This window comes from Paenibacillus sp. UNC451MF, assembly GCF_000686845.1.
In the GTDB taxonomy this organism is placed as follows: Bacteria; Bacillota; Bacilli; order Paenibacillales; family NBRC-103111; genus Paenibacillus_S.
The window spans coordinates 20,672-43,391 of sequence record NZ_KK366026.1 but is presented as its reverse complement, the minus strand read 5'-3'; the positions used below and the strand labels follow the sequence as shown (position 1 = coordinate 43,391).

Sequence of the window (22,720 nt, the reverse complement as noted above, 5' to 3'; positions counted from 1 at the left end):
GCAAACAAACCTATTTGCAGGTACTTTTTACCAATGAGTTTATTCATACTAAAAAGGAAAAAAGAGCGCAGCCCCTGTACTTGTTTCTCGTAAGGGTCTGTCACTCTTTATTGTAAGTGGCTGTGGCTGTACTACTTCACGGTTTTGTTGTAAGCGGCGAGCTTACTGCTGATTTCTTTCGCTGCGGCGTCGAGCGCTTCCTTCGGCTGCTTCTTGCCGTTCAATACTTCCTCAATTGCCGTTTCGGTCAATTGGCGTGCTTCAGGGAATACGCCCATGACTGCGCCTTGAGTAGCGGTATTTGCTTTGGTAGCGTGAAGCTGTTCAACCGCTGTTTTCAATTGAGGATATTTGCTTAAGTTGTCTTTGACGGTTTGTTCATCATAAGCTTTCTTCGTTATAGGGAAGTAGCCGGTGTTAACATGCCAGTAAGCTTGCTGCTTCGGTTCTGCTAGAAACTTGATGAACTCCCAAGCGCCCTTTTGCTCAGCTTCGCTGCGGTTGTTCAGGATGTACAAGCTTGCGCCGCCAACGATCACGCCGCCGTCTTTAGCGTCAGCAGGCTTAGGCAGGAACGCCGTACCGACTTCGAATTTGCCTTGAGCTCCGTCCACAATACCGCGAAGTGAACCAGTGGAGTCCAGTGTCATACCGATTTGGCCGGCGAGGAACGCTTTTTTCGTATCATCGGTTTTGCGTCCGAGATTCAAGGCGACCTTATCGTCAACCAGTTGCTTCCACCAGGTCAATGTTTTAACACCTGCGTCGCTGTTGACCATAGATTCGGTTGCCACCGCTTTGCGGCCGTTACCGTTATTCAGCAGCTCTGCACCTTGATTGGCAAAAAACTGCTCCATCAACCAACCGTAGATTGCGAAGGAAGCTCCTGTTTTTCCATCCTTGGTCATCGCTTTAGCTGCCTTGGATATGTCTTCGTAGGTTACAGGCGGCTTCTCAGGATCAAGGCCTGCGGCTTTGAACATGTCCTTATTGTAATAAAGAACCGGATTGGACGTATTGAATGGCATGGAGTTCAGCTTGCCGTCGATTCGGTAGTAGTTGAGGATGTTCTCTTCAAGCTGGGACAGATCATATTTATCTTGATCGATGAATTTTTGCATAGGGGTGATGGCTTTGGAGTCAATCATGAAGCGGCTGCCCACTTCAAAAACTTGGATAAGTGCAGGACCGCTCTTGGAATCCATTGAAGCCTTCATTTTATTCAAGCTTTCATCGTAGGTTCCTTGGAATACCGCTTCTACCACGACGTTTTTCTGGGATGCGTTGAAGTCGGATACGAGCTTATCCACCGCTTTGCCAAGCTCTCCGCTCATGGAGTGCCACCATACAACCTTAACCGGCTCCTGGCTCTTGGCAGGTGCTGCTGGCTGAGAAGCACTGCCGCCTTCGGAGCCTTGTTGAGCTGCGTTACTGCCGCAAGCGGATAAGGCCATGACCGATGCCATGCAAAGCGGGATCAGGCTTTTTTTCATAAAGCTCTTCATTACTACTTCTCTCCCTTTTTTTGGATGTGCTTCAACCGGATGTTGAGCACATGCTGTATTATTTATTTGAGGATAGGTGTCCCAGTGACTACAAGGACAAGCTATGTTCAAACGAGCGAACTTAAGATTGAATCAGATTACGGGAAATCGAGTATCTAGCGTCACTCAGCTAGCCTTTCAAAGCCCCAGCAGTTAAGCCGCCAACCAGCTGCTTAATGCCCAGTACGAGAAGCAGAAGCGATGGCAGCAGCACGATAGTGACGCCGGCAAGCACCAGATTCCACGAGGTCATTTCTTCAAATTGCAGCATGCTGATACCGATTTGGACAGTGCGCATTTTTTCACCATTGGTGATCAATAGCGGCCACAGGTACATATTCCAATGCGTCAGGAATGAGTACACTCCCAAGGTTGCCAAGGCTGGGCGAGATAGCGGCAGCACGAGGCGGAAGAAGCAGCGAATATGGCCGCATCCATCAATACGAGCAGCTTCGAATAGCCCAGCGGGCAGCTGCAGAAAAAATTGGCGAAGCAGGAATGTGCCGAACGCAGTGGCAAGGAATGGCACGATCAGTCCTTCGTAGGTGTCCAGCCAGCCCCAGCTTTTGACTGTCAAATAGTTAGGTATCATCGTCACTTCCCACGGGATCATCATCGTCGAGAGGAAGAGGGCGAACAGGACGCTTTTGCCGACAAATCTTAAATAAGCGAACGCGTAAGCGGCCAAGCTTGCTGTAAGTAATTGCCCTATCATGATAGCGGTCGAAACGAACAGACTATTGATAATGAATTTGAAGATAGGAACGGTCTGCGTCACTTTAATGAAATTGTCCCAGTATAAACCGCCGGGAATGAACTTGGGCGGATAAGCCGAGGATTCGGCAGGCGTCATGAAGGCTGCGGACAAGGTGAAGAAAACGGGATACAGGACCAGAGCCGCTGCAATACATAGCAAGATATAGAGCAGTGTTTGCTGCAGACGGGAGCTCATTGGTAATGCACCTTCTTTTCGAAAAATTTGAATTGAATAAGCGTCAGCACAAGAATGAAGGCGAACAACAAGAGCGCTTGCGCGCTGCCGATACCGAAGCGGAAGTTGACGAAAGCATCCTGATAAATGTTATAAACGACGACGTCCGTTGTATTCATAGGGCCCCCTCTGGTCAAGATGTGCATTTGTCCGAACGATTGGAATGCGCCGATGACAGAGACGATGGCAGAGAAAAAGATCGTCGGTGAAATGAGAGGGAGCGTCAACTGGACAAAGGTACGGATAGGACCAGAGCCGTCGATTTTGGCACTATCGTAGATTTCTTCGGGAACACCCTGCAATCCGCTTAGCAGCACAATATAGTTGAAGCCGAGATTCATCCATACGGTCATGATCGATACGGAGAGAAGAGCTACAGCCGGGTCGGTTAGCCAGCCTACTGGAGCGGCACTGAATAAGCTGAGAACATAATTTAAAATCCCGACACTCGGGTGATACAGCATCATCCAGATGACGGAGCCCGTTCCGACCGAAATCGCGATAGGCAGCGAGAACACGAATTGGAACACACGTATCCCCCGCAGCTTATTGTGCGACAGAGCAGCAAATAGAAGGGCAATCACAAGGCCTGTAGGCACGGTAAGCAAGGTGAAGGAGAATGTAACCTTCAGGCTCTGGTAGAACTTTTCCGAAGTTAGCAGCTCTTGAAAATTGTCCAGTCCGGCGAAAGCCGCAACCCGTCCGCGAGGATCGGTCAGATGCAGACTTAGATAAACAGATTTGACCAATGGATAAAAAAGAAAGATGCCGAACAGCAGCAGCGACGGAGCCATGAATAAGTAGGCTAACAGATTTTCCTTCCAGCGCAATGGGTGCAGGCTTCGGATACGCGTTATGCGAATGGGCTTGGACGAAGCAGCAGAAGGCATCCTGATCTCTTTTGGCATAAGACTCATCTTTGGTTTCACCCCTAACGGTTATCACAGAGAGCACACGGCGGTGTACCGAATCTCATCTGACTCGTTCAGTATAAGTCTCAGTTGTAAAGCGGGAGTTAGGGGGATCTAAAGGTTTTATTGAGAAGAGCAGAAAGCTTCATATAAGATTAATATTTTGAGAGGAAATGGCTGGTAGCTTCGTTTGGCTGGCTGATATAATAGATAGTAGGGGAAAAGGTCCACATTTTCCGCGGATTTACATGGCAAAACTACTGTTTTTTAATAATTCATATGATAAAATAAAGTTTAATTACATTAAATTGGAACTTCGAGGTGGAATTCCATGGTATCCAAAAGCTCGGTCACAAAAGCGGCATCCGCAGCGGCGGTCATGTCTGTTATTGCTGTGCCTTCCGTAATGGCTGCTCCAACCGCCATTTTGAACCCTATTCAAGATATGACGATCGCACAAGGAACGGAAAAAACGATTTATTTGAACGACTATTTAAGCAATCTTAGCTCTTACAAAGTAACTTCTCAGTCTGTCAGCGGTGTCGTCTACGCCACCTATTCGTATTCAGCTAATAATCCCTTGAGTCTGCGAGGGGACCAGATCGGATCTTCCATGGTGACAATTTCTGACGCTTCCGGCAAGCTGGAGGAATTCAAAGTTCATGTATTGGACGCTGGGGCGGACAAGCGTATCGATATCGGAGATGTGACCAAGTATGTGGCAGCGCATCCTGCAGATGTGACGCAAGCTGCTGATGTAAGGACATTATTGAGCGGTATTGAACCCATAAGCAACTCTAGTACTCCAGTATCGCCGACGCCTGGTGTGAACGGAAAGCCGAATGCCGTTGTTTTAGCAGCGGGGCAGACACAAGCGCAGACGCTGCCTGTGGCTTCTTATTTTACGAAAACGGCTGAAGAGACTTTGAGTTTCAAAGCTAGCAGCTCTTATAGCTATATCGAGGCTGACATTGATCAGGAAGGCGTATTGAAGCTTACGGGGACAGCCACACTCGGTCAATATGTAGGGACAACGGTAGAAATCCAGGTTACGGCTACGAATCAGTATGGAAAAAGCGCGACGCTGAATGTTCCGGTTACTATTCAGGCAGTTCCGATGATTAATGGCACTCCAAACCCTATTAACTGGAAGCTTGGATTGTCAGAGCCTCAAACGGTGTCCATGGCTACCTATTTCAGTTCAGAATCTCGCTTAACGTATACGATCAATGAAGATAAACTGCCAAGTTATATCAATGCTTCGATAGATAAAAACGAAGGCATATTAACCATTAATAGCGTTAATCCTTCATCACTGCCGCCTACTCCGCCATTTATACAAGTATTGGCAACCAATTCAGATAAAAATAGCGCGAGTATTGATATTCCTGTCCTAATAGAGTATCCAACACCGGGAGTCACGTCTACTCCTAGCCCGATTGAATGGATTATTGGGGCTACGGAATCCAAAGTGTTGACTATATCTGAGTTTTTCCATGACACGATGGAGGGAGCTTCGGGCTTAACTTATAGTATAGAAAATCTGCCCCCAAAAATTACTGCTTCCATTAATAAGGACAAGCTAGTCATACAAGGTGTACAGACAACGACGGACGGTTCTGAAGTGATTCTAGTAAAAGCAACGAATAAATTCGGCAAAAGTGCTCTTTTAAATGTAAAAGTGAATGTAATCTCCTCTTATACGATTAATTGGAAGAAGGATGACGTTCAAAATTATCCTAATCCTTATTCTGTTAAGTTATCGACGATTTTTGATGGGACAGGGGCAACGGATTTTGAGCTTTCTTCACCACCTAGGGAGAGTAATGTCACAGTTACAATAGAAGGTAACCAAACGGATCAAGCTCAACTCGTATTTGGTGGGATTATAGGAGATACAGAGTTTACTGTAGTAGGAAGAAACCCAGCAAACGGCACTTCAAAAGAGGTCAAGATCCGCTTCGTTACGGATTATGCTGCGCCAACTATTACCCAAGAGGCAGAGCATGTGACGGTATCTAACGGCCGTGAGTGGGGAGAAGGGTATCCACTCGTTTTAAATCAATACTTTAGTAATCCTGAGGGACTCCAGTACAGTATCGTAGAAGACGCGAATATTTCCGGAGAGATCTTTGCAGAGCTACGAGGAAGCGGAGAAAACACATGGATTGAATTTATTGGGGCCTACTATCCAGACAATGTAACCACTTCAACCATTGTCAAAGTAAAAGGCACGAATATGTACGGCAAAAGTGCTGTACTGGAAGTTCCGGTGACGGTGGAAGCGGCACCTGCACCAGAGGTAAGGAGTGTTCCAGTAATAGAACCTCTTCTTGATGGAGTCAAAACTCAGTTTGAAGTGGACTTTTTAAGCTCCTATTTCACCAAGGACAATCTGGACCTGGAAGTCGAGAATTCGGATGAATTACAGAATTTGTACCATGCAAGAGCATCTATGGATGGGGCAAATCTATATTTTGAAATTGTGTCTCCCATTGGGAACACTCAGGCAGTGACGTTCCCGGTTAAGGTTAAGGCTGTAGACAAATTCAATCAGACAGCGCATCTTCAAATCCCTGTTACGGTAAATCCCAATAGCGCACCAGTATTAGATGCTGATGGTATAGACACAATCTATCTTGATAATCGAGATGGAAGTAATCTAATTGATTTGAACCTACTCGGACTTTTTACAGATATGGATACCGATATAGGAGATAAACTGAATTATTCCCTTGAAGTGACGAACTCTATCCAGGGCGGCATTACGTCCGATCACTATATGACTCTTAGCGGCTCAAGCATCGATATGGGTGCCACAGTTAAAGTCTCTGCTCAGGATAAGGCGGGCCATGTCATTAGTAAAACTATATCAGTACAAAACTCACCGCTCGGCAGCAGCAATGTTGATTTTGTAAACTCAAATGCGGTGATGACGGTCATGTACCCTGATACAATACTTCCGGCGCTGCCAGCAAACACCAGTGACAAGTCAAAAGCTATTTACTTGGTAGACATGAACAATCTGAATAATTTAACCTATAATGCCTATCACATGTCTAACGATAATTATGTAAATATAATGAATGGTGCCTCATTAAACTATCCAGCAACTATTAACTTGCATTATGTAAATAAGGTAGATCATACGTTAACGCTAGATGTATTCCCTATCATTCCAACAGTGTAGCGATAATGGGATTAGATGAGGTCAACTCACGGGTTGACCTTTTTCTTTTCCATCAGGAGTGCAGCATTGCATTAAAAAGGGAGGCCTGAGTCAGCATGAGGGAGAACCAGGATACCTACCATCCAATCAAGGTAGCGCTGCAGCAGCAAGACTATATACTAGCTGAACGATTAGCTAAGACGCGACTGGAGGAAGACCCTCTGGATGCACAGAGCTGGACATCCTTAGGCGAGGCGTTAATGCATCGCGGATATGGTGATGCTGCCCGCATGGTCTTTGAACGCGCATGGCTGCTGGATCCCGATGCTATGTGGATGCCACGTATCCAGTCGGAGCTCAGTAAGCGGGAAGCAGGTACGGAGCGATACGATATTGAGCTGCTGCTGCTCACGAAGCCTATAAGGCTAAGTGCCGCCGTCATCGTAAGAAACGGTGAAGAGACGATCGAGTCGTGTATCCGAAGTCTGTCAAACGCCGTAGACGAAATTGTAGTGATAGATTATGGCTCAACGGACCGGACAGTGGAAATAGTCAGCAGCGTACCACAGGTGAAGCTTATGCAGGTTGCCTGGCAGGATAGCTTTGCGCAAATACGTAATGAGGCACACTCGCATTTAACAGGGGATTGGATTATTTGGCTTGAAGCCGATGAACAATTGTATCCGACAGACGCTCGTAAACTGAAAGAAGCTGCGTCAATATTCAATTGGAGCGAGGTATCGGTAGCACTTGATTTGATCTTGGTGCAGAGAAAGAATGGAGCAATGCTGGAAACCTCAGCGAAATCGCGGGTTTATCCGCTCCGAAGGGGGCTTTCCTTTGAGGGGGGCGTTTATGAACGGTTAGTGGGAGGGTTAACAGAGAGCTCCGCTATGCCTATTATTAGCCGGAAAATTAGGACAAGGCTGATTTCCATAGCGAATCCCGCCATAGAGAGCGATAGGGAGCAAACCCGTTTGAAGCTGCTGCAGCGGATGCTGCAGGAACAACCGGACAGTCCGATTTGGCTCTTTCACTACTCGCAGGAGCTGGCTCAGCATAGCCGTTGGGAGGAGGCTTTGAGCTATGCAAACGAAGCGGGTAAGCGAGTGGGGGAGATGCCGGATTTTCCCCATCGTTTGGAGCTCAATTCGCTCCATATTCGCCTCCTGATGGAGCTGAGCCGTTGGGAAGAAGCGGAGCAGGCAGTCCTATCGGCGCTCCTTCGATTTCCAGAGTTCCCTGACTTCTCGTACTACTTGAGTCAAATCCATATCCGCAAGGCAGAGCAGCTTTATAAAGAAGCGGAGCAGAGCCTGAGTCGGGCACTGCAAGGGTTCTCCAGTTACAGAGGGCCTGATCCGGCCGATCACGATATTGTAGATTGGAAGAGCAGTTATATGCTAGCCGAGCTTGCATTGGACTCAGGGCAGTTGGCGGTAGCGGATGACGAGTATGGGAAGCTGCTGCAATTGTTTCCTGAGTGGGATGAGCTCAAGCGAAGGCGCACTGCGATACAGGAACAGAGATCCGTGTTTATGAACGACAGGAAGGGGGAGACGCCCCATGGATGAGGCTGCTTTGGGGGCTGAACGAATCGTTCAAAGCTTGCACCGTCGCGATTTTGACACGGCGGAGCTGCTATCCATCCAGTATGTCAAAGCTTTCCCTGCCGTAGCACAAGGCTGGTTTTTCTTGGCTCAGTCGCTGCTGGAGCGTCATCACGGGGCGATGGCACAGCTGGCTTTTCAACGGGCATGGCTTCTTGATCCAGAGGCCAATTGGGTACAATCCGTCTATGCGGCACTTAAACAATCGCAAAGTGGGCCTGTAAGACAAGACATCATAGAGCTGCTTAAGATAAAGCTAGTAACGGTAACAGCAGCGATTATGGTCAAGAATGAGGAGCGTTGTATCGAACGCTGCTTACGATGCTTGATAGGCGCCGTCGATGAGATCGTTGTAATGGATACTGGCTCCACAGACCGTACATTGGACATTGTACGGCAGTTCCCAGAGGTGAAGCTGTATGAGACGGAATGGCAGGATAGCTTCTCACAGCTGCGCAATGAGATACTTCCATTGCTAACGAGCGATTGGGTTCTTTGGGTCGATGCAGATGAAGTACTTCATCAGGATGATGCAAGGCATCTTCGCGAAATTGCCGGCATATTCGACGATTCCAAGCAGCCTGTTATATTGCAAGTATGGATGGCCAATCAATACGGACGTCATTATCAACAGGATTTCTCCCAATCAAGAATGTTCTCACTGCGTCACGGACTTCGTTATTTCGGCCGAATCCATGAGCAGATTGTTCCGCCCGGTGGGCTGCAGGAGCGTGTAAACACGATCAGTCGTAAAGTAAGAATCCGTTTGATTCACGACGGCTATGATCCGGCGATTTGGAAAAGCCGACTCAAAAGCGATCGTTCCATGAAGCTCTTGCAGCTCATGGTAGAGGAGGAGCCGCTGAACCCGTCAGGCTGGTTTTTTTATGGAAGGGAATGCTTCAGCAATGGAGAACAAGAACGCGCCTTCACCTATCTACAGGAGGCAGAGAGGCTGGCGCAAGACGCGCCTGGTTTTTCCGCAATAGACACGGTTCGTCTGTTTATGGTAAAAATCCACTTGCAGCGTCAAGAGTGGGAGGCCGCTATGCGGCTTTGTACCAAAATATTATGGCAATCGCCTGATTATCCCGACGCTCATTACCATTTGGCTCAGGCACAGGTTGGAAAGGCGAGAGCACTTGTTCAACAGGCAAAAAAAGAAATGGTAGCCTATAACGAAGCGATAATCTCTTATCGAGGAGCTACGACACCTGATCCGGAGCTGAAGGCTTGGAAAGCTGGGCTTCATATGGCAGAGCTGGCAGTGCGCAGCTGTAAATTGGCAGAAGCTAAGAAGCTGCTCGAATATTACGCGCAACGATATCCCGATGTAGAGGCGTTGCAGACGGCGCAGCAGCATTTGGAGGGAATCATCCATAGGTTGCTAGACGGAACGGAGACAGGTGGAACCGATTAAAAGGGCTTTGATTGGATAAGCAAAGAACCCCCGAGTACGCTGCTCCGGAATACGGTTGCGCCCTCGGGGGTTTCACTATAAGGAACGGTTTGTAGAGAATGCACCATGGATGTTCAGAAAGGACCTAGGAGTCTTCATGCTCTTCTATTATTAAAGTAAGGCCGCAGGAGGGACATTCTTTTGCATTGGAGGCCACTCTGAAGCCGCAAGCAGGACATGATTCCTCAATGACGGAAGGAAATCCTTGATCTGATTCGGCAGTGAAGTAATCGCCTATAGCTTGACCATCGACTTTTATCACCTGCAAATCCCGGGTGAGCATCCAGGTGATATTCCCGTAACGGTCGCTCAAAGCAGCTAAAGGGATTTCCGCCGCTTCTTCATGAGGGAATAAGCTTCCGCCAATGACGCCTGGCAGCATCGATTTATAAGCTCCATATCCGGTGCCGATGAGCACATAGGTTTTACCGCTTTCCTTATGCCTGACAAGTGTTGCCATAAGGCTTCATCCTCCTTATTTGGAAACTATCTCAATCGATACCCAGACGATCTAACAGATCCTGTGGCTGTATAAGCTGCTCGAAATCTTTGAACCTATCGCCCGATTTGAGAGTGAACCATGCAGCCCGATAGGCTCTGATCCCGTATGCTGTAGCACCTTCCAACTCTCTAGAGCCGCCGTCGCCAACAAATACAGCTTCGTCAGGCTGTACCTGCAAGCGGTCACAAGCTAATGCATAAATCTGTGGATCAGGTTTGGCATAGCCGGTTTCAAAAGAGAAGACAGCCTCGTCGAAGTAAGGAGCCAGGTCACAGCGCTCCCAAGCGCGAATTTCTTCCTCCGTGCAGTTGCTAATGAGTCCGATACGAATACCGCGGCTTTTTAGTCTTTTCAACATGTAAATAACGTGCGGAGAGATGGATTGGAAGGGGATGGACTTAGCGTAGAGTCGAGAATCGTATAGCGTTTGAATACAGGCTTCATCCAGAATCTTTCCTTTGCTGTGCCACATATCGCGGAGAACGGAAGGATAATCGGCAAAGGTACCGTTCATTCTCCGATCCTGACGCGCCCTCCATTCCTCATCGTACTCCTGCTTGGTCAGTCCCCATTGCTCATCGAAATCGTTGATTCTCGGAACTTTACGCACTCCATCTGCAAATTCGGTAATTAAGGTTTCGAACAAATCGAACATGACGGCTTTCATGGCTGCAGAACTCCCTCTTTTTTTGAATGTGAATGCTGGAAGTCAAACGGTGGATTTCGCCGCGGGCAGCTGCTCAAGGAACTGCCTGACTTCACGGGGAGATCGCAGGATGAAGATGGTTTTCTGACCTGTGAGAGTGCTCAGCTTTTGTAATAAAGCGGGCCGACTGTCCCTCTTATAGCACCACACCCACTTGACGAATTTCAAATCCAAATGCTCTGGACAGCCTTCGCCTAAATCCGGCCGCGTCTTGCCATGGAACATAATTCTTCGCTTAAAGAGGCGGTAGACACACAGGTGACGCGGCATATCAAGGAAGATTATCGTATCTGCCGCTTGCAAACGGATTTCCATCGTTCTACCGTAATTGCCGTCAATGATCCATGTTTCTTTACCGACCAACTGCTTCATGAGAGCATCCCATTCATCCTTCGGTGTTGGCTCCCAGCCGGGACGCCAGTTCAGCGCATCCAGATGGTAGACGGGAAGCCCGGTGCGCTCGCCCATTTGCCTTGAGAACGTTGATTTGCCTGCACCGCCGGAGCCGATAACAACCACTTTATTCATCGCTCAAGCTCTCCGTTTCTATATAGTTTCAGTTAGTGCATACATTTCGGTTTCAAATACTCGTAAGCATCAATAAGCCAGGGGTGGACAACCTTCAGCTGATTCCGCTGATTCCACAAGTACTCAATGTAGACGAACGCTCCTCGCTCAAGAGAGTACTCAAGCTCTGCCAGAAGCTCGTCCAAATATGGAGGCTTTCCGGGCTGATCCCACTCGATTTTATCCGCAATGAAAACAATCAGGTCCATTTGGGAAGGATGGGATTTTAAGGTTGTATGGCATTCAATGGCACTCAAAATGGTTTGATCGCGGATTTGAAAAACATCTTGGGCTATGGCGCGGGAAATTTTTTGATGAATGATCATGGGGAACATGGCTTCTTCAGGTAGAATGTCGATTTCGAGCTTCTCGGCTGAGGGGATTCTTTCGCTGTTCGGAATGATAGCGCTTATATCGTGAAGCCAACCCGCAGTTCTTGCAGCGGCCTTATCACCACCGAATATAGCGGCCAACTTCTCGGCTTCTGCGCCGACTCGTGCACTATGCTCGGCCGTTTTGGGGCAATGGTACACATGCAGCAGGCGGTTCACGTCATTCTCCAGCTGGCCTGAAAATACCATAGCTTGTCGTATGGCCAAAAGTAAAGGATTCATGCGGGAACCACTCCCTTATTAGTGAATTATCTTCATCGTACCATATTATGGGTTGGCTGCCCATATTAGAATAAAATAGAAATAAGATGAGGAGACAGCCAGTAAGTCTATTAATTAGAGATTTTAGTCCCATAAGTATAAGACAAACACCCCTTGACCGTGGTGGCAAGGGGTGCAAATGATCCATTCTTAACATGCATTAAATGAAGCAATCAATCCGTCGATGCTTTACGTTCAATGAGCATCGTCAGACTGAGCAAGCTGATAATGATCGTCGCCCCCATATCCGACAAGATAGCGAACCAGAGGGTAAGCATTCCTGGGATTGTGAGTAGCAGCGCAGCCAGCTTAAGCCCCATCGCAATCGTAATATTAATAGCGATAATTCGGTTCGTGCTGCGGGCGATAGCTATCGCATCTGGCAGCTTGCCGAGATGATCCTGCATCAGCACGATGTCCGCCGTCTCGATGGCGCTGTCCGTGCCTTTGCCCATCGCGATTCCAAGCTCGGCAGTAGCGAGCGCCGGTGCATCGTTGATACCGTCGCCGACCATGGCGACCCGACCTTCGCGGCCGAGTTCACGTATTTTCTCGACCTTATCCTCTGGCAGTAGACCTCCGAAGAAGGAGGTGACGCCGACGGCCCGTGCGACCTTTTCCGCCGTTTGCGGATGGTCTCCTGTCAGCATGACGGTACGACGGATACCGCGGCGATGCAGCGAGGCGATCACATCGGCACTCTCCGGACGAATCTCGTCAGCAATGCCGAATAGTCCGAGAACCTCGTCGCTGTCAGCTACGAGCACCAGCGTTAGACCGCTCGCTTTGAAGCGTGCAATGTCTTGCTGCACCGCTTCCGGCAGGGAGAGATGGCTGACGCTGGCTTCGTTGCCAAGCCAGTAGCGCTTGCCATTCAGTACAGCGCGAATACCTACGCCTGAGGCAGCGACGACCTCATCGGGCTGCCCGGCCTGAATACCGTGCTTAGCCGTTTCACGCAGGATCGCTTTGGCTAATGGGTGGGTCGAGGACTGCTCGATGCTCGCTGCGACCTGGTAAAAATTCCGCTCGTCTTTAGTGTAAACCGCCATTTGCTCGACATGCGGCTCCCCACGGGTTAATGTTCCTGTTTTATCGAAGGCAAGCGTGTCGATACGGCCTAGCTGTTCAAGGAATACACCGCCTTTGACGAGAATGCCATGCCGTGCGTTGCGGGTAATACCGGCAACAATCGCAATCGGTGATGCAAGAATGAGAGCGCATGGGCAGCCGACGATCAATACGGCAAGTCCTTGATACAACCATTCTTTCCAGTCTCCTTGCAAGAAGAGTGGAGGGAAGATAGCGACAAGCAGAGCGATAATCATAATAGCAGGAGTATAATATTTGGCAAACCGATTAATAAACAGCTCGGTTGGCGTCTTCGTCTCTTGGGCTTCCTGCACCAAATGCAATATACGTGCAAGCGACGAGTCTTCGTAGGCTTTCTCTATATGAATGCGCAGCACACCATCATGGTTGATGCTGCCGCCGAATACGCGATCCCCAGGGGCTTTCTCTAGAGGCAGCGATTCACCCGTTATTGCGGCTTCATTTACGGAGCTCGCGCCTTCGAGCACGCGTCCATCGGAAGGGATTTTCTCCCCTGCCCGGACGAGAACCACATCTCCCGCCTCTAAACTTTCGATAGGCACAAGAGTTTCTTTGCCATCTTGAACCAGGAGCGCTTGCTTAGGTGCTACCTGCAGCAGTGTTTCTATGGAGCGCCGCGCTTTCTCCATCCCAATGCCTTCGAGCAGCTCATTAATTCCGAACAAGATGGCGACCATCGTCGCTTCTTTCCATTCACCGATACTTACGGCTCCTATTAGAGCAATCGTCATTAATGTATCCATATTAAAGCGAAGGCGAACCAGGCGCTTCAAGCCTTTAATGAACGTTCCGTATCCGCTCAGCACAATGGCAGCGAGGTAAAGAATAATTCCGACAAATCCCGGGACACGGTCTTCAAGAAGCAGCGCAGCTCCGTACAGTACAGCTGAAACGATCAATTGCTTGATCATCGATGAGCCCCCGTGGGAATGGGAATGGTCGTGTCCATGGTCATCGTCGTCATGAGCATGATCGTGGTCAGGTGAATGAACATGATTATGGGTGCTATGAGACGCATTGTCCCGATGCATATGCTGAACCGCACGGGAAGCTTTATCTCCGAGCCCCTGATTAGTATCAGCAGATGTATGGACATGGGTATGGTGATGTCCGGTACCGCAATCCGTGCATTCGTGCTCGACTGCTGCGCTTACCTGTTCCTTGCTTTCAGCAAGGCTGTTATTGTGCCCACGAGCGAGCTGTGTAACTTTTCCAGCTGCGCCTGCCCGGATGGAGCGTGGGGCTAGTGAATCGATAAATGCCCCGTCAGAGCGCAATATTTTTTGAACTTCAGGCAATGCTACGTTAGGATCGATCTTCAGCTTGCCGTTATTATAATTGAGCGTTGCATTTTTCCCGTGGTCGAGTCGTTGAATCTGTTCTTCCATCTCCCGGGTGCAGTTCGCACAGCTTAAACCTTTTACTCTGTATTCCAGCATGGTTTTCCCCTCATTTCACGCTTGTCTCCGGTCTGCTCTCCATCCCGGCTCTCCATAATCAGCTAATCGTGATTCGCATGGTGAATCGCTTCGCTAAGCAAATCCATCACGTGTTCGTCATCATGGGAATAATATAAGGTGGTGCCGGCTCTTCTGAACTTAACCAATCGCAAGTTTTTCAAAAACCGAAGCTGATGGGATACGGTCGATTGCAGAAGCGAGAGCTCATCGGCAATTTCATTGACCGAACATTCTTTTTGTGACAGCAAGTATAGAATGCGAATTCGTGTTGTATCGGATAAAGCTTTGAATGTTTGAGACACCATAAACAAGGTTTCTTCATCTAATGACCGGACTGTAACATCCGGACCTTGCGGGCGATCGAAAGATTCCATAGAAACTACCTCCAAAAATGAGCGTATGAATATATGAGTATATGTTCATATAGTATTCTATAAAGGATGTTTTTGTCAATAACAAATGGCCCGATTGTCGAATGGAAGAACCCATTTTTACGCAGATAAGAATAGAATGCTCCATATAGTGCAGGATCATGAAAAAAAGAAAACGCCTGGTGCAGCTTATCCTGATGGATGCAGCCACTCCAAACGTTTTCTTTTCATATAAGAAGAAATGAAGAATTCAACTTATTTACGGCTCAATTTCTCCTGATCGATCATCTTGTTCATTTCATCCTCAGCCACGCGCAGCGCCTCGTTAAGATCGGCTTTGTCCGTGAAATATTGCTCCAAATATTTTTGGGCTATGCCCTGAGCTTTGGCGTCATAAGGAGTTCTGGCGAATGGATCGGCGGACTTCAATGCAAGCACGGGAGCTAAGTCGACGCCTTTTGCGAGAGGGTTACTCTCGTACAGCTTTTTCTTGACTTCAGGATTCACGAGAGCGGTTGGATTGCCTAGCTTGGCGGCTTGGGACTGGACTTCATCTGATAGTAGATGAGCAATGAGCTGGAAGACCAGATCTTGATTTTTTCCGCCATCAGGAACAATAAAACCGTCCGAGAAGACCCCAGGACCTACGCCGGGCTTATCCTTCATAGCAGGGAAGGTGGTAATTCCCCAGTTCAGCCCCTTGCCAACCGAGTCGGCAAAATCTGCATCCCCGATCAAAATCAGATGAGGGAACATCGCTAGATTCCTCGTCTCAAGAAAAGCCTTGCGTCCATCGCCAAAGGTAGAGCCAGCGGGCCAATTGCCCGGGATGGAATAAATGTCTTTGAAGGTGCGGAACAGCGCCTGCCACCGGTCATTTGACCCCAGAAGGGATTTCTCGGTTTTCGTGTCGACATAGGGGAGTGACATCTGGGTCTGTATCCGATTGATACTGATGCCTGAGTGAAGTCCACGGTAATTGACGCCGTCACGGGTTCCAGTCACTTTGCGCGCCAATTCAACGGCTTGGTCCCAAGTCATATTCGCTTTGGGATACTCAACGCCGAATTTGTCAAAAATATCTTTATTATAATGAAGTCCAAACGCAAATTCGCGAAACGGCAAGTAGATGAGCTGTCCTTTGCTGGAGTAGGATCGGACGCTTTTGATTAATTGAGGGTCGATTCGGTTCAGATCGAATGCATGCTTTTTGACAAGAGGATCTAGATCGAGCGGGAGGTTGAGATCGGTTAAAGTTTGAATGTTCGTCAAGCCTTCCCATATGAGGTCTGGTACCTGTCCTGCAGTCAGCAAATCTTGAATGGTTTTTCCCTTTTCATTGTCTATCTTGTTAATAGTTACGTACGGGAATTTTTCTTTAAGCGGCTTTTGAATATATTTCTCGAAATCTTCGTTTAACAGCAGCGTTCTTGCATACAATTGGATGGTTACAGGTGCTTGGGTGACAGCGGGAGTATCATTCTTGGGCGGTGTTGTCGGTTCAACCGCGGAATTCGACCCGCTGGAGCAGCCGGCAAAGAAGGAGCAGCTTAAGAGCAGCGCGGACAGCAGTACTTTAGTATGCGAAAACATCACGACCACCTCATCCTGGGATAGTTGATTTCCGTCACTTTCGCATCATGCTGAATCCAATAATAGCCGGTTACACTAAGCTTGGTCCGTACACTCCAATCTTCTGAACTGCTCCAGCCGATGGAATGTGATATAATTCGCGTTGTGATAATTATAGGCTCCGTTAATGGCGGTTCTCGACAAGAAATAAATGTCGCTGCCCCTGAATATCCAATCCACGTATTGAAAGCCTACCTTTTTGCTATCTTCCGGCCAACCATTGTGTTCATAGTCCAACACGTCCTTAACGATTTCCCAATGCTCCAAATCCGCCGATGATACAAGCGTTAGAATGTTTCTTTGCCCAGTAGTGGGAGGGTTGACTCGGTTCACCAAAGACCAATATTTCCCGGATTCAGAGTCATAATAAATAGTGAACTTTGATAAATTGCCGTAAAAGTCTATCACCTTGCCGAACTTAAGCGGCAGCTCCGGATGATCTGCGTCTGCAACTAACATAATGGCTCTGCCGTGATCCGGCGTACCGCCGTTGGTTTGGTAGCGCAGAAGGTTGACCAGCTTGCCGCTGGGGAGGACTACCGCATTTCCTTCCAGCAGACCGCTGCGTTTCCCCCCCATGACTGTGCCCGGCCAATCCTTGTTATAAGGCAGAAAGGGCATCTTCGTCCAATTGGCGCTATCCAGCAGATCGGCATCGACAGGCACTGAGATCAGCCCGGAAGCATGGCTTCCCGTAGTCCATGAGCCATAATCGATTGCAGTCCACAGGCGTCCGTTGTGCTCGGTGACGGGCATTGGCGCTTTATGCGGGCCTCCTGCTTCTCTGCTTCCAGCTTCAATAAGCACCGTTGGTTGGCTCCAAGTTTCACCACCGTTATCGGAACGTCCGATTAAAAGGGCGCCATATTCCGTGCTGGTCGCCAGCATGTAGAGTCGTTCCTGATGAACGAACAGCTTCCCCCAGAAGCATGGGTACAGGAAAGTAACGAAGCTCCATGTATAGCCGTTATCGCTGGAACGGTAGAGAAGACTGAGATTTTGCCCTTCGTTTCCCCAGTAAACGTCATGCGAAGCAAGCAGGTCTTCATTGGGGAGCCGCACGATGGAGGGGCTGGCCGGCGAGCGACCGGAGAAGCCATATGTGTAATCGTCGGGATGAATATAATTAACTACGGTGCCGGGTACCTCTCCGGGGCGGAAGAGCCTAACAGGACTTTGAATGGTCGGCAGAGATTCCCCATTTTGTAAAGCGCTTACATAAATTTCGTAATCTTGGCCATCTTCCAGCCCTTGTATTTTCGTGGTCCCCATGGGACCTGTCACGTTGAACTGGACGAACGGGCCGCTGTCACGCAATCGGTAATGTACCCTGTAGGATGCACTGCAAGAAGAGGAACAATCAAAATGGTTCCAATCCATCTCCAAGCAGGCGCTACCTGGGGCTAGCCTGGTAATGTGGAGAGCGCTGAAAGGCTGCTCAGCAGGCAGTTGTGCGGCCAGATGCAGCTCTCGAGGATCTTTAAAGCCCCATGAGGATTCCTTCGTAAGTTTCACTTCTATTCCTCCTTTGTATGTGTTCCTTATTAAAGAACGATATTCTATATAAAGTTGAAAAAAAGAGAAAAGAATACATAAGTAGCATTGTGTTCTGTAATAGAGAATGTCGTTCAAAAAAACCATCTATCTGTATAGTAAGGGATTGTTTCTGATATATCAATACTTTTTTTACTCTTTTCCAACGATTTGAATCACCCTATCACATCGTACTGCGGAATAGCTTGGGTGACACGCCGACGATTTTTTTGAACAGCCGAGAAAAATAAAATACGTCCTGGTACCCCAATGCGGATGCAATTTCCTTCAACGATTGATCGGTATTGAGGAGTATATTCTTAGCTTCGGCCATCTTCAAGCGGTGTACGTACTCGTTCAGTGGATAGCCGGTATATTTACTTACGGTTCGCCTAAGCGTCGGAAATGAAATGTGGTGCTGTTCACATAGCTGTCTGGGATCGAAGGGGCTGTAAATATAGTCGGCTATCGCTTCGATCAGCGCGAGTGCATTTTCCGCTTTCGTGATTTTAGGCACGGACTCTGAGCTCATAACGAATTCAAGCAGCATCGCTTCGACCGATAGTGCAGCTCTGTCGATATTGCTTGGAATTCCGCTTTCCATCAGCATGAAGATACGATTAATCCGCGTCAGCTGTTCTTCTTCTGTTTGCTTTACCTTACCTGGATCGGTAAGCCAGGTCCCAAGCCATTCTTGAATGCGCGGCCCCTCGATCGTAAAATAATGCTCATCCCAGAACTCATTTTCTCCGGGGCCGTAATGAAACACAGCGCCAGGGTATAAAAGGAAAAAACTCCCTTGTTTTACCTTCTGCTTTTCCCCGTTATTCACCTGGTAGGTCCCTGAGCCTTTGGATATATAAACGACCGCCCAGTAGGTAAAACGGGCATGGCTTCGGTAGTGTATTCTGGCCGGAATGTGACCGACGTTGATGACCCTTAGCGATTGCACCTTCAATATGCTTTTATCCACCATCAGATCAACGATCCGAATAGGTTGTCGACTGATCTTATAGTCCATGTAACTGATCATGGCATACATTCCTTCTTTGTTGGATACGTGATAATTTGAGTATATAGTGCATTCATCAATAGCTCAACGATCAAACCGACTTAAGGGAGGACGGATTCAAATTGAACAAGCTGAACATAGGAATTATCGGAGCAGGATCGATCTCGGATTTACACCTTCAGGCGTACCAAAAGCTGGGGCAAACGGTGAAAATTGCTGCTGTTTGTGATTTGAATCGGGCAAGGGCACAGGAGAAAGCGGATAAATACGGCGCCTCACAAGTATATGAAGATTATCATCAGCTGTTGGCTGATCCCTCTATCGATGCTGTTAGCATCTGCACTTGGAACAATACTCATGCTGAGATTAGCATTGCCGCGCTGAAGGCTGGTAAGCATGTACTAGTAGAGAAACCGCTATGCCGTACGGTGGAGGAAGCGCTTAACGTTCAGCAGGCGGTTCGCGATTCTGGCAAGGTGCTTCAGGTTGGCTTCGTCCGTCGTTACGATGCCAATGCGCAGCTGGTGAAGAAGTTCGTGGAGAATGGTGAATTCGGCGATATTTATTATGCCAAAGCTTCTTGCATACGCCGATTGGGCAATCCGGGAGGCTGGTTCGCTGACAAAGAACGTTCAGGCGGCGGACCGTTGATTGATATCGGAGTCCATGTTATCGATATTTGCTGGTATTTGATGGGGCGTCCTAAAGTTGTTTCTGTCACCGGTAACACTTACAAAAAGCTTGGAAACCGCGGCAACGTGAAAAACCTGTCGTTCTATAAAGCAGCCGATTATGACGCAAGCCAAAATTCCGTCGAGGATATGGCTAATGCACTCGTCCGTTTTGATAACGGAGCCTCCTTAATGGTCGATGTGAGCTTTACGCTGCATGCGAAGCAGGACGAAACCGTAGTCAAGCTGTTCGGAGATAAGGGCGGATTGGAGCTGGAGCCAGCTCTGGCTCTCGTCTCGGAGAAGCATGATACGATCTTGAACATCACACCGCAAACGGACCAGAAGGGGCTTAATGTTACGGCGGCCTTCCAAAATGAAATTCGTTGTTTCATTGAAAGCTGCACGACAGGCGTCGAGCCGATCAGTCCAGTAGAGGACGGCGTGGAATTGATGAAAATTTTGTGCGGTATTTACGAATCGGCTGAGACGGGCCGTGAAGTTCGTTACGAATAACCGATAGGAGGATCAGCAGTTATGAAGCTTGGATTAAGCTCTTATAGCTTGGTGCGCGCAATCAGATCGCAAGAATTGGATATTCTCGGTGCTATCGATTGGATCGCTGAGAACGGCGGGGAGCATGTAGAGATCGTTCCTATCGGCTTTAATCTAACGGAAAATCCGGAGCTGATTGATGCTATCCGGAATAAAGCGGCAGCGGTCGGGATCGATGTATCCAACTATGCGATCGGGGCCAACTTTATTACCGAAACTGAAAAACAGTATGAGAATGAGATTGAGCGCGTCAAGCGTGAGGTCGATATTGCACATCGTCTCGGGGTCAAACGGATGCGCCATGACGTAGCGTCCCGCAAGGATACCTCTATGATCCGCTTCCAGGAAGACTTGGAGAAGCTCGCTTCGGCTTGCAGACAAGTTGCCGATTATGCGGCACAGTTTAATATTGTGACGAGCGTTGAGAATCACGGCTACTACATCCAGGCGAGCGATAGGGTTCAAGCATTGATCCATGCGGTAGACCGTCCGAATTTCCGGACGACGCTGGATGTCGGTAACTTCATGTGTGCGGATGAGAATTCCGTTGCAGCTGTGAAGAAAAACATTTCCTACGCTTCTATGGTGCATGTCAAAGATTTCTACCTTCGTCCTGCAAGTCTGAACCCGGGAACCGGATGGTTCCCAACGGCAAGCGGCAACCATCTGCGTGGAGCTATCGTTGGTCATGGTGATATCGATATGCGTCAGGTGCTTACCGTCGTCAAGAATTCCGGATATGACGGATATATTTCGGTGGAGTTCGAAGGCATGGAGGATTGCTATACAGGCTCGAAGCTTGGCTTGGAAACGGTTCGCAGATTATGGAGTGAAGTATAAGGGAATACGGCTCGGCATATTGTAAAAAAGAATAAGAACCATTACACTAAAGTGAGAGTTTCAGAACCTTGTTACCGGATAGGGAACAGGGCTGAAGCCCTCACTTTATTTGATAATGAGGTCGGTAGTGTGTCGGAAGAAATCAAAGTGAAATCCTTATATAAAGCGCTTCGCATCATGGACTGCTTTACCGTGAATCAGCCGGAATTGGGAATTACCGAGATCAGCGAGATGCTTGGATTGTATAAAAGCAATGTGCACAATATCGTAGATACGTTTGTGAAGGCAGGTTATTTGGAGCAGAATCCGGATAACGAGAAGTACAGGCTGGGGATGAAAATTCTTGAGCTTGGCCATGTCATCTCAAGCCGTATGAATATTCGCCAAATCATGCTGCCTTTCATGCAGGAGCTTGCTGATTTTACCAATGAGACCGTCTACTTGGGAACACCGAGTGAAGGAGAGGTTATTTACCTTGATTCCTCCTCGCCCAAAAGCCAGCTCTCCACAAGATCAATGCTTGGTGTCAAAGCCCCGATGTACTGCACGGGGATCGGGAAAGCGATGCTTGCGTTCTTGCCGGAGGAAGTCCTCCATACCGTTGTGGCAAGAGGCTTAAAGCAACATACGGATAATACCTTGACTGATCCTGAAAAATTAAAGGAAGAGCTGGCAGCGATCCGTCTGCGTGGATACTCTATCGATAACATGGAGCATGAATTCGGGATCAAGTGCATCGGGATGCCCATTCTTAACACGAAGCGGCAGGTCGTCGCCGGTATCAGTATTTCCGGACCCTCGCTGCGCTTCGAAGAGGATAAGATTAAGGAATACGCGGTGAAGCTAGGCGAAGCCGTCCGGTCAATTGAAGGGAAATTGTAACGCAACAGGGGGAGGGAGTCACTCCGAGTACTTCCTTTTCCACTTTTCCAACCAGTCCGCATAGCTCATCCCCGTGACTTCTTCTAGTGTTCTACCGTCTAAGGAGTAGACGGCTCCCGCCAAATCGGCATCTGGAAATGAATATCCTCCGATCACCTTGCCTTCCGACATCATAATATAAACATGGGTCCTTTTTTTGTAGATGGGTTCAAGAGGATGGTTTTTAACTGTGAAACGATATATTGTCAATTGCTGCCCGAAATAGCGGTCAGGCTCCGAAGCTTGAACCGCCCACATTTGCATATAGGGCGTTGCTTCCGGGCTGCCGTACAGCTTGCTTTTGTTCAGCTCGTAGGTATGAACTGGGCCGCTGCTTTCAGTTACCGCATAGCCATGCGACTTCACAAACTGCGAAGCAGTTAGTTCGTCTCCGGTCACATCCTTACTACAGCCAATGAGGCAAACGAGGATTAGCATCATTCCGATGAACAGTCCTTTGAAGACGTTATGATTCATAACCATACTCCCTCTTTTGAGTG

At 48.3% G+C, this 22,720-nt stretch carries 19 protein-coding genes; 6 read left to right on the top strand and 13 right to left on the bottom strand.

Going from position 1 to position 22,720, the window contains the following annotated elements; translation table 11 throughout:
* Positions 1–131: 131 nt before the first annotated feature.
* The 3 genes from BP97_RS0133915 to BP97_RS0133905 all read right to left on the bottom strand — a co-directional run bounded on the left by BP97_RS0133915 (position 132) and on the right by BP97_RS0133905 (position 3,452).
* The gene (locus tag BP97_RS0133915; RefSeq protein ID WP_028553051.1) at positions 132–1,505 is read right to left on the bottom strand and encodes an ABC transporter substrate-binding protein; all 1,374 of its coding nucleotides are present in this window, start codon (positions 1,503–1,505) and stop codon (positions 132–134) included.
* Positions 1,506–1,674: 169 nt separating this feature from the next.
* Complete coding sequence (locus tag BP97_RS0133910; RefSeq protein ID WP_028553050.1) at positions 1,675–2,496, bottom strand: carbohydrate ABC transporter permease; 822 nt, start codon at positions 2,494–2,496, stop codon at positions 1,675–1,677.
* The gene (locus BP97_RS0133905) at positions 2,493–3,452 is read right to left on the bottom strand and encodes a carbohydrate ABC transporter permease (RefSeq protein WP_028553049.1); all 960 of its coding nucleotides are present in this window, start codon (positions 3,450–3,452) and stop codon (positions 2,493–2,495) included. Before BP97_RS0133905 ends, BP97_RS0133910 begins: the two co-directional genes overlap by 4 nt.
* A 325-nt stretch (positions 3,453–3,777) precedes the next feature.
* Between BP97_RS0133905 and BP97_RS0133900 the strand changes: the two genes are divergently transcribed.
* From BP97_RS0133900 to BP97_RS39325, 3 genes are all read left to right on the top strand, one after another.
* Complete coding sequence (locus BP97_RS0133900; RefSeq protein WP_028553048.1) at positions 3,778–6,636, top strand: hypothetical protein; 2,859 nt, start codon at positions 3,778–3,780, stop codon at positions 6,634–6,636.
* A 95-nt stretch (positions 6,637–6,731) separates the two neighbouring features.
* On the top strand, positions 6,732–8,189 hold the full coding sequence (locus BP97_RS0133895; RefSeq protein WP_028553047.1) for a glycosyltransferase: 1,458 nt from the start codon (positions 6,732–6,734) through the stop codon (positions 8,187–8,189).
* Complete coding sequence (locus BP97_RS39325) at positions 8,182–9,645, top strand: glycosyltransferase (RefSeq protein WP_051621207.1); 1,464 nt, start codon at positions 8,182–8,184, stop codon at positions 9,643–9,645. Before BP97_RS0133895 ends, BP97_RS39325 begins: the two co-directional genes overlap by 8 nt.
* Before the next feature lie 124 nt (positions 9,646–9,769).
* On the opposite strand, the gene BP97_RS0133885 is transcribed toward BP97_RS39325, so the two are convergent.
* The 9 genes from BP97_RS0133885 to BP97_RS0133845 all read right to left on the bottom strand — a co-directional run bounded on the left by BP97_RS0133885 (position 9,770) and on the right by BP97_RS0133845 (position 19,254).
* A complete protein-coding gene (locus BP97_RS0133885; RefSeq protein WP_028553046.1) occupies positions 9,770–10,144 on the bottom strand; it encodes a zinc ribbon domain-containing protein in 375 nt (124 codons plus the stop codon).
* Between the two features lie 31 nt (positions 10,145–10,175).
* Positions 10,176–10,853 carry an HAD family hydrolase gene (locus tag BP97_RS38420; RefSeq protein ID WP_036747086.1) on the bottom strand — a complete coding sequence of 226 codons (678 nt, stop codon included), beginning with the start codon at positions 10,851–10,853 and terminating at the stop codon, positions 10,176–10,178.
* A 42-nt stretch (positions 10,854–10,895) separates the two neighbouring features.
* A complete protein-coding gene (locus BP97_RS0133875) occupies positions 10,896–11,420 on the bottom strand; it encodes a DNA topology modulation protein (protein ID WP_028553045.1) in 525 nt (174 codons plus the stop codon).
* A 32-nt stretch (positions 11,421–11,452) separates the two neighbouring features.
* Complete coding sequence (gene yqeK, locus BP97_RS0133870; protein WP_051621205.1) at positions 11,453–12,073, bottom strand: bis(5'-nucleosyl)-tetraphosphatase (symmetrical) YqeK; 621 nt, start codon at positions 12,071–12,073, stop codon at positions 11,453–11,455.
* A gap of 212 nt (positions 12,074–12,285) precedes the next feature.
* Entirely contained in the window at positions 12,286–14,664 is a 2,379-nt protein-coding gene (locus BP97_RS0133865; RefSeq protein WP_028553043.1) for a heavy metal translocating P-type ATPase, read from the bottom strand.
* Positions 14,665–14,726: 62 nt separating this feature from the next.
* Entirely contained in the window at positions 14,727–15,059 is a 333-nt protein-coding gene (locus tag BP97_RS0133860) for an ArsR/SmtB family transcription factor (RefSeq protein ID WP_028553042.1), read from the bottom strand.
* A gap of 252 nt (positions 15,060–15,311) precedes the next feature.
* Positions 15,312–16,649: an ABC transporter substrate-binding protein gene (locus tag BP97_RS0133855; protein ID WP_028553041.1), complete on the bottom strand. Its 1,338-nt coding sequence runs from the start codon at positions 16,647–16,649 to the stop codon at positions 15,312–15,314.
* 75 nt (positions 16,650–16,724) lie between these two features.
* Positions 16,725–18,203 (bottom strand): fibronectin type III domain-containing protein, encoded by a 1,479-nt coding sequence (locus BP97_RS38415; RefSeq protein WP_051621203.1) that lies wholly within the window; start codon positions 18,201–18,203, stop codon positions 16,725–16,727.
* A 202-nt stretch (positions 18,204–18,405) separates the two neighbouring features.
* Entirely contained in the window at positions 18,406–19,254 is an 849-nt protein-coding gene (locus BP97_RS0133845; protein WP_028553040.1) for a helix-turn-helix domain-containing protein, read from the bottom strand.
* Between the two features lie 101 nt (positions 19,255–19,355).
* Between BP97_RS0133845 and BP97_RS0133840 the strand changes: the two genes are divergently transcribed.
* The 3 genes from BP97_RS0133840 (at position 19,356) to BP97_RS0133830 (ending at position 22,181) form a co-directional block, all read left to right on the top strand.
* Entirely contained in the window at positions 19,356–20,420 is a 1,065-nt protein-coding gene (locus tag BP97_RS0133840; RefSeq protein ID WP_028553039.1) for a Gfo/Idh/MocA family protein, read from the top strand.
* Between the two features lie 21 nt (positions 20,421–20,441).
* Entirely contained in the window at positions 20,442–21,299 is an 858-nt protein-coding gene (locus BP97_RS0133835) for a sugar phosphate isomerase/epimerase family protein (protein WP_028553038.1), read from the top strand.
* Positions 21,300–21,428: 129 nt separating this feature from the next.
* A complete protein-coding gene (locus BP97_RS0133830; protein WP_028553037.1) occupies positions 21,429–22,181 on the top strand; it encodes an IclR family transcriptional regulator in 753 nt (250 codons plus the stop codon).
* An 18-nt stretch (positions 22,182–22,199) separates the two neighbouring features.
* On the opposite strand, the gene BP97_RS41375 is transcribed toward BP97_RS0133830, so the two are convergent.
* Positions 22,200–22,697, bottom strand: a complete 498-nt coding sequence (locus BP97_RS41375) for a hypothetical protein (RefSeq protein ID WP_028553036.1) — start codon at positions 22,695–22,697, stop codon at positions 22,200–22,202.
* Positions 22,698–22,720: the final 23 nt, after the last annotated feature.

Excerpts from the sequence above, each read along its gene's own strand:
- BP97_RS0133835 (WP_028553038.1), top strand. The coding sequence starts at position 20,442 with ATGAAGCTTGGATTAAGCTCTTATAGCTTGGTGCGCGCAATCAGATCG.
- BP97_RS39325 (WP_051621207.1), top strand. The coding sequence starts at position 8,182 with ATGGATGAGGCTGCTTTGGGGGCTGAACGAATCGTTCAAAGCTTGCAC.
- BP97_RS0133885 (WP_028553046.1), bottom strand. The coding sequence starts at position 10,144 with ATGGCAACACTTGTCAGGCATAAGGAAAGCGGTAAAACCTATGTGCTC.
- BP97_RS0133895 (WP_028553047.1), top strand. The coding sequence starts at position 6,732 with ATGAGGGAGAACCAGGATACCTACCATCCAATCAAGGTAGCGCTGCAG.
- BP97_RS0133905 (WP_028553049.1), bottom strand. The coding sequence starts at position 3,452 with ATGAGTCTTATGCCAAAAGAGATCAGGATGCCTTCTGCTGCTTCGTCC.
- BP97_RS0133865 (WP_028553043.1), bottom strand. The coding sequence starts at position 14,664 with ATGCTGGAATACAGAGTAAAAGGTTTAAGCTGTGCGAACTGCACCCGG.
- BP97_RS0133910 (WP_028553050.1), bottom strand. The coding sequence starts at position 2,496 with ATGAGCTCCCGTCTGCAGCAAACACTGCTCTATATCTTGCTATGTATT.
- BP97_RS0133860 (WP_028553042.1), bottom strand. The coding sequence starts at position 15,059 with ATGGAATCTTTCGATCGCCCGCAAGGTCCGGATGTTACAGTCCGGTCA.
- BP97_RS0133855 (WP_028553041.1), bottom strand. The coding sequence starts at position 16,649 with ATGTTTTCGCATACTAAAGTACTGCTGTCCGCGCTGCTCTTAAGCTGC.
- BP97_RS38420 (WP_036747086.1), bottom strand. The coding sequence starts at position 10,853 with ATGAAAGCCGTCATGTTCGATTTGTTCGAAACCTTAATTACCGAATTT.
- BP97_RS41375 (WP_028553036.1), bottom strand. The coding sequence starts at position 22,697 with ATGAATCATAACGTCTTCAAAGGACTGTTCATCGGAATGATGCTAATC.
- BP97_RS0133900 (WP_028553048.1), top strand. The coding sequence starts at position 3,778 with ATGGTATCCAAAAGCTCGGTCACAAAAGCGGCATCCGCAGCGGCGGTC.
- BP97_RS0133845 (WP_028553040.1), bottom strand. The coding sequence starts at position 19,254 with ATGATCAGTTACATGGACTATAAGATCAGTCGACAACCTATTCGGATC.
- BP97_RS0133875 (WP_028553045.1), bottom strand. The coding sequence starts at position 11,420 with ATGAATAAAGTGGTTGTTATCGGCTCCGGCGGTGCAGGCAAATCAACG.
- BP97_RS0133915 (WP_028553051.1), bottom strand. The coding sequence starts at position 1,505 with ATGAAGAGCTTTATGAAAAAAAGCCTGATCCCGCTTTGCATGGCATCG.
- yqeK (WP_051621205.1), bottom strand. The coding sequence starts at position 12,073 with ATGAATCCTTTACTTTTGGCCATACGACAAGCTATGGTATTTTCAGGC.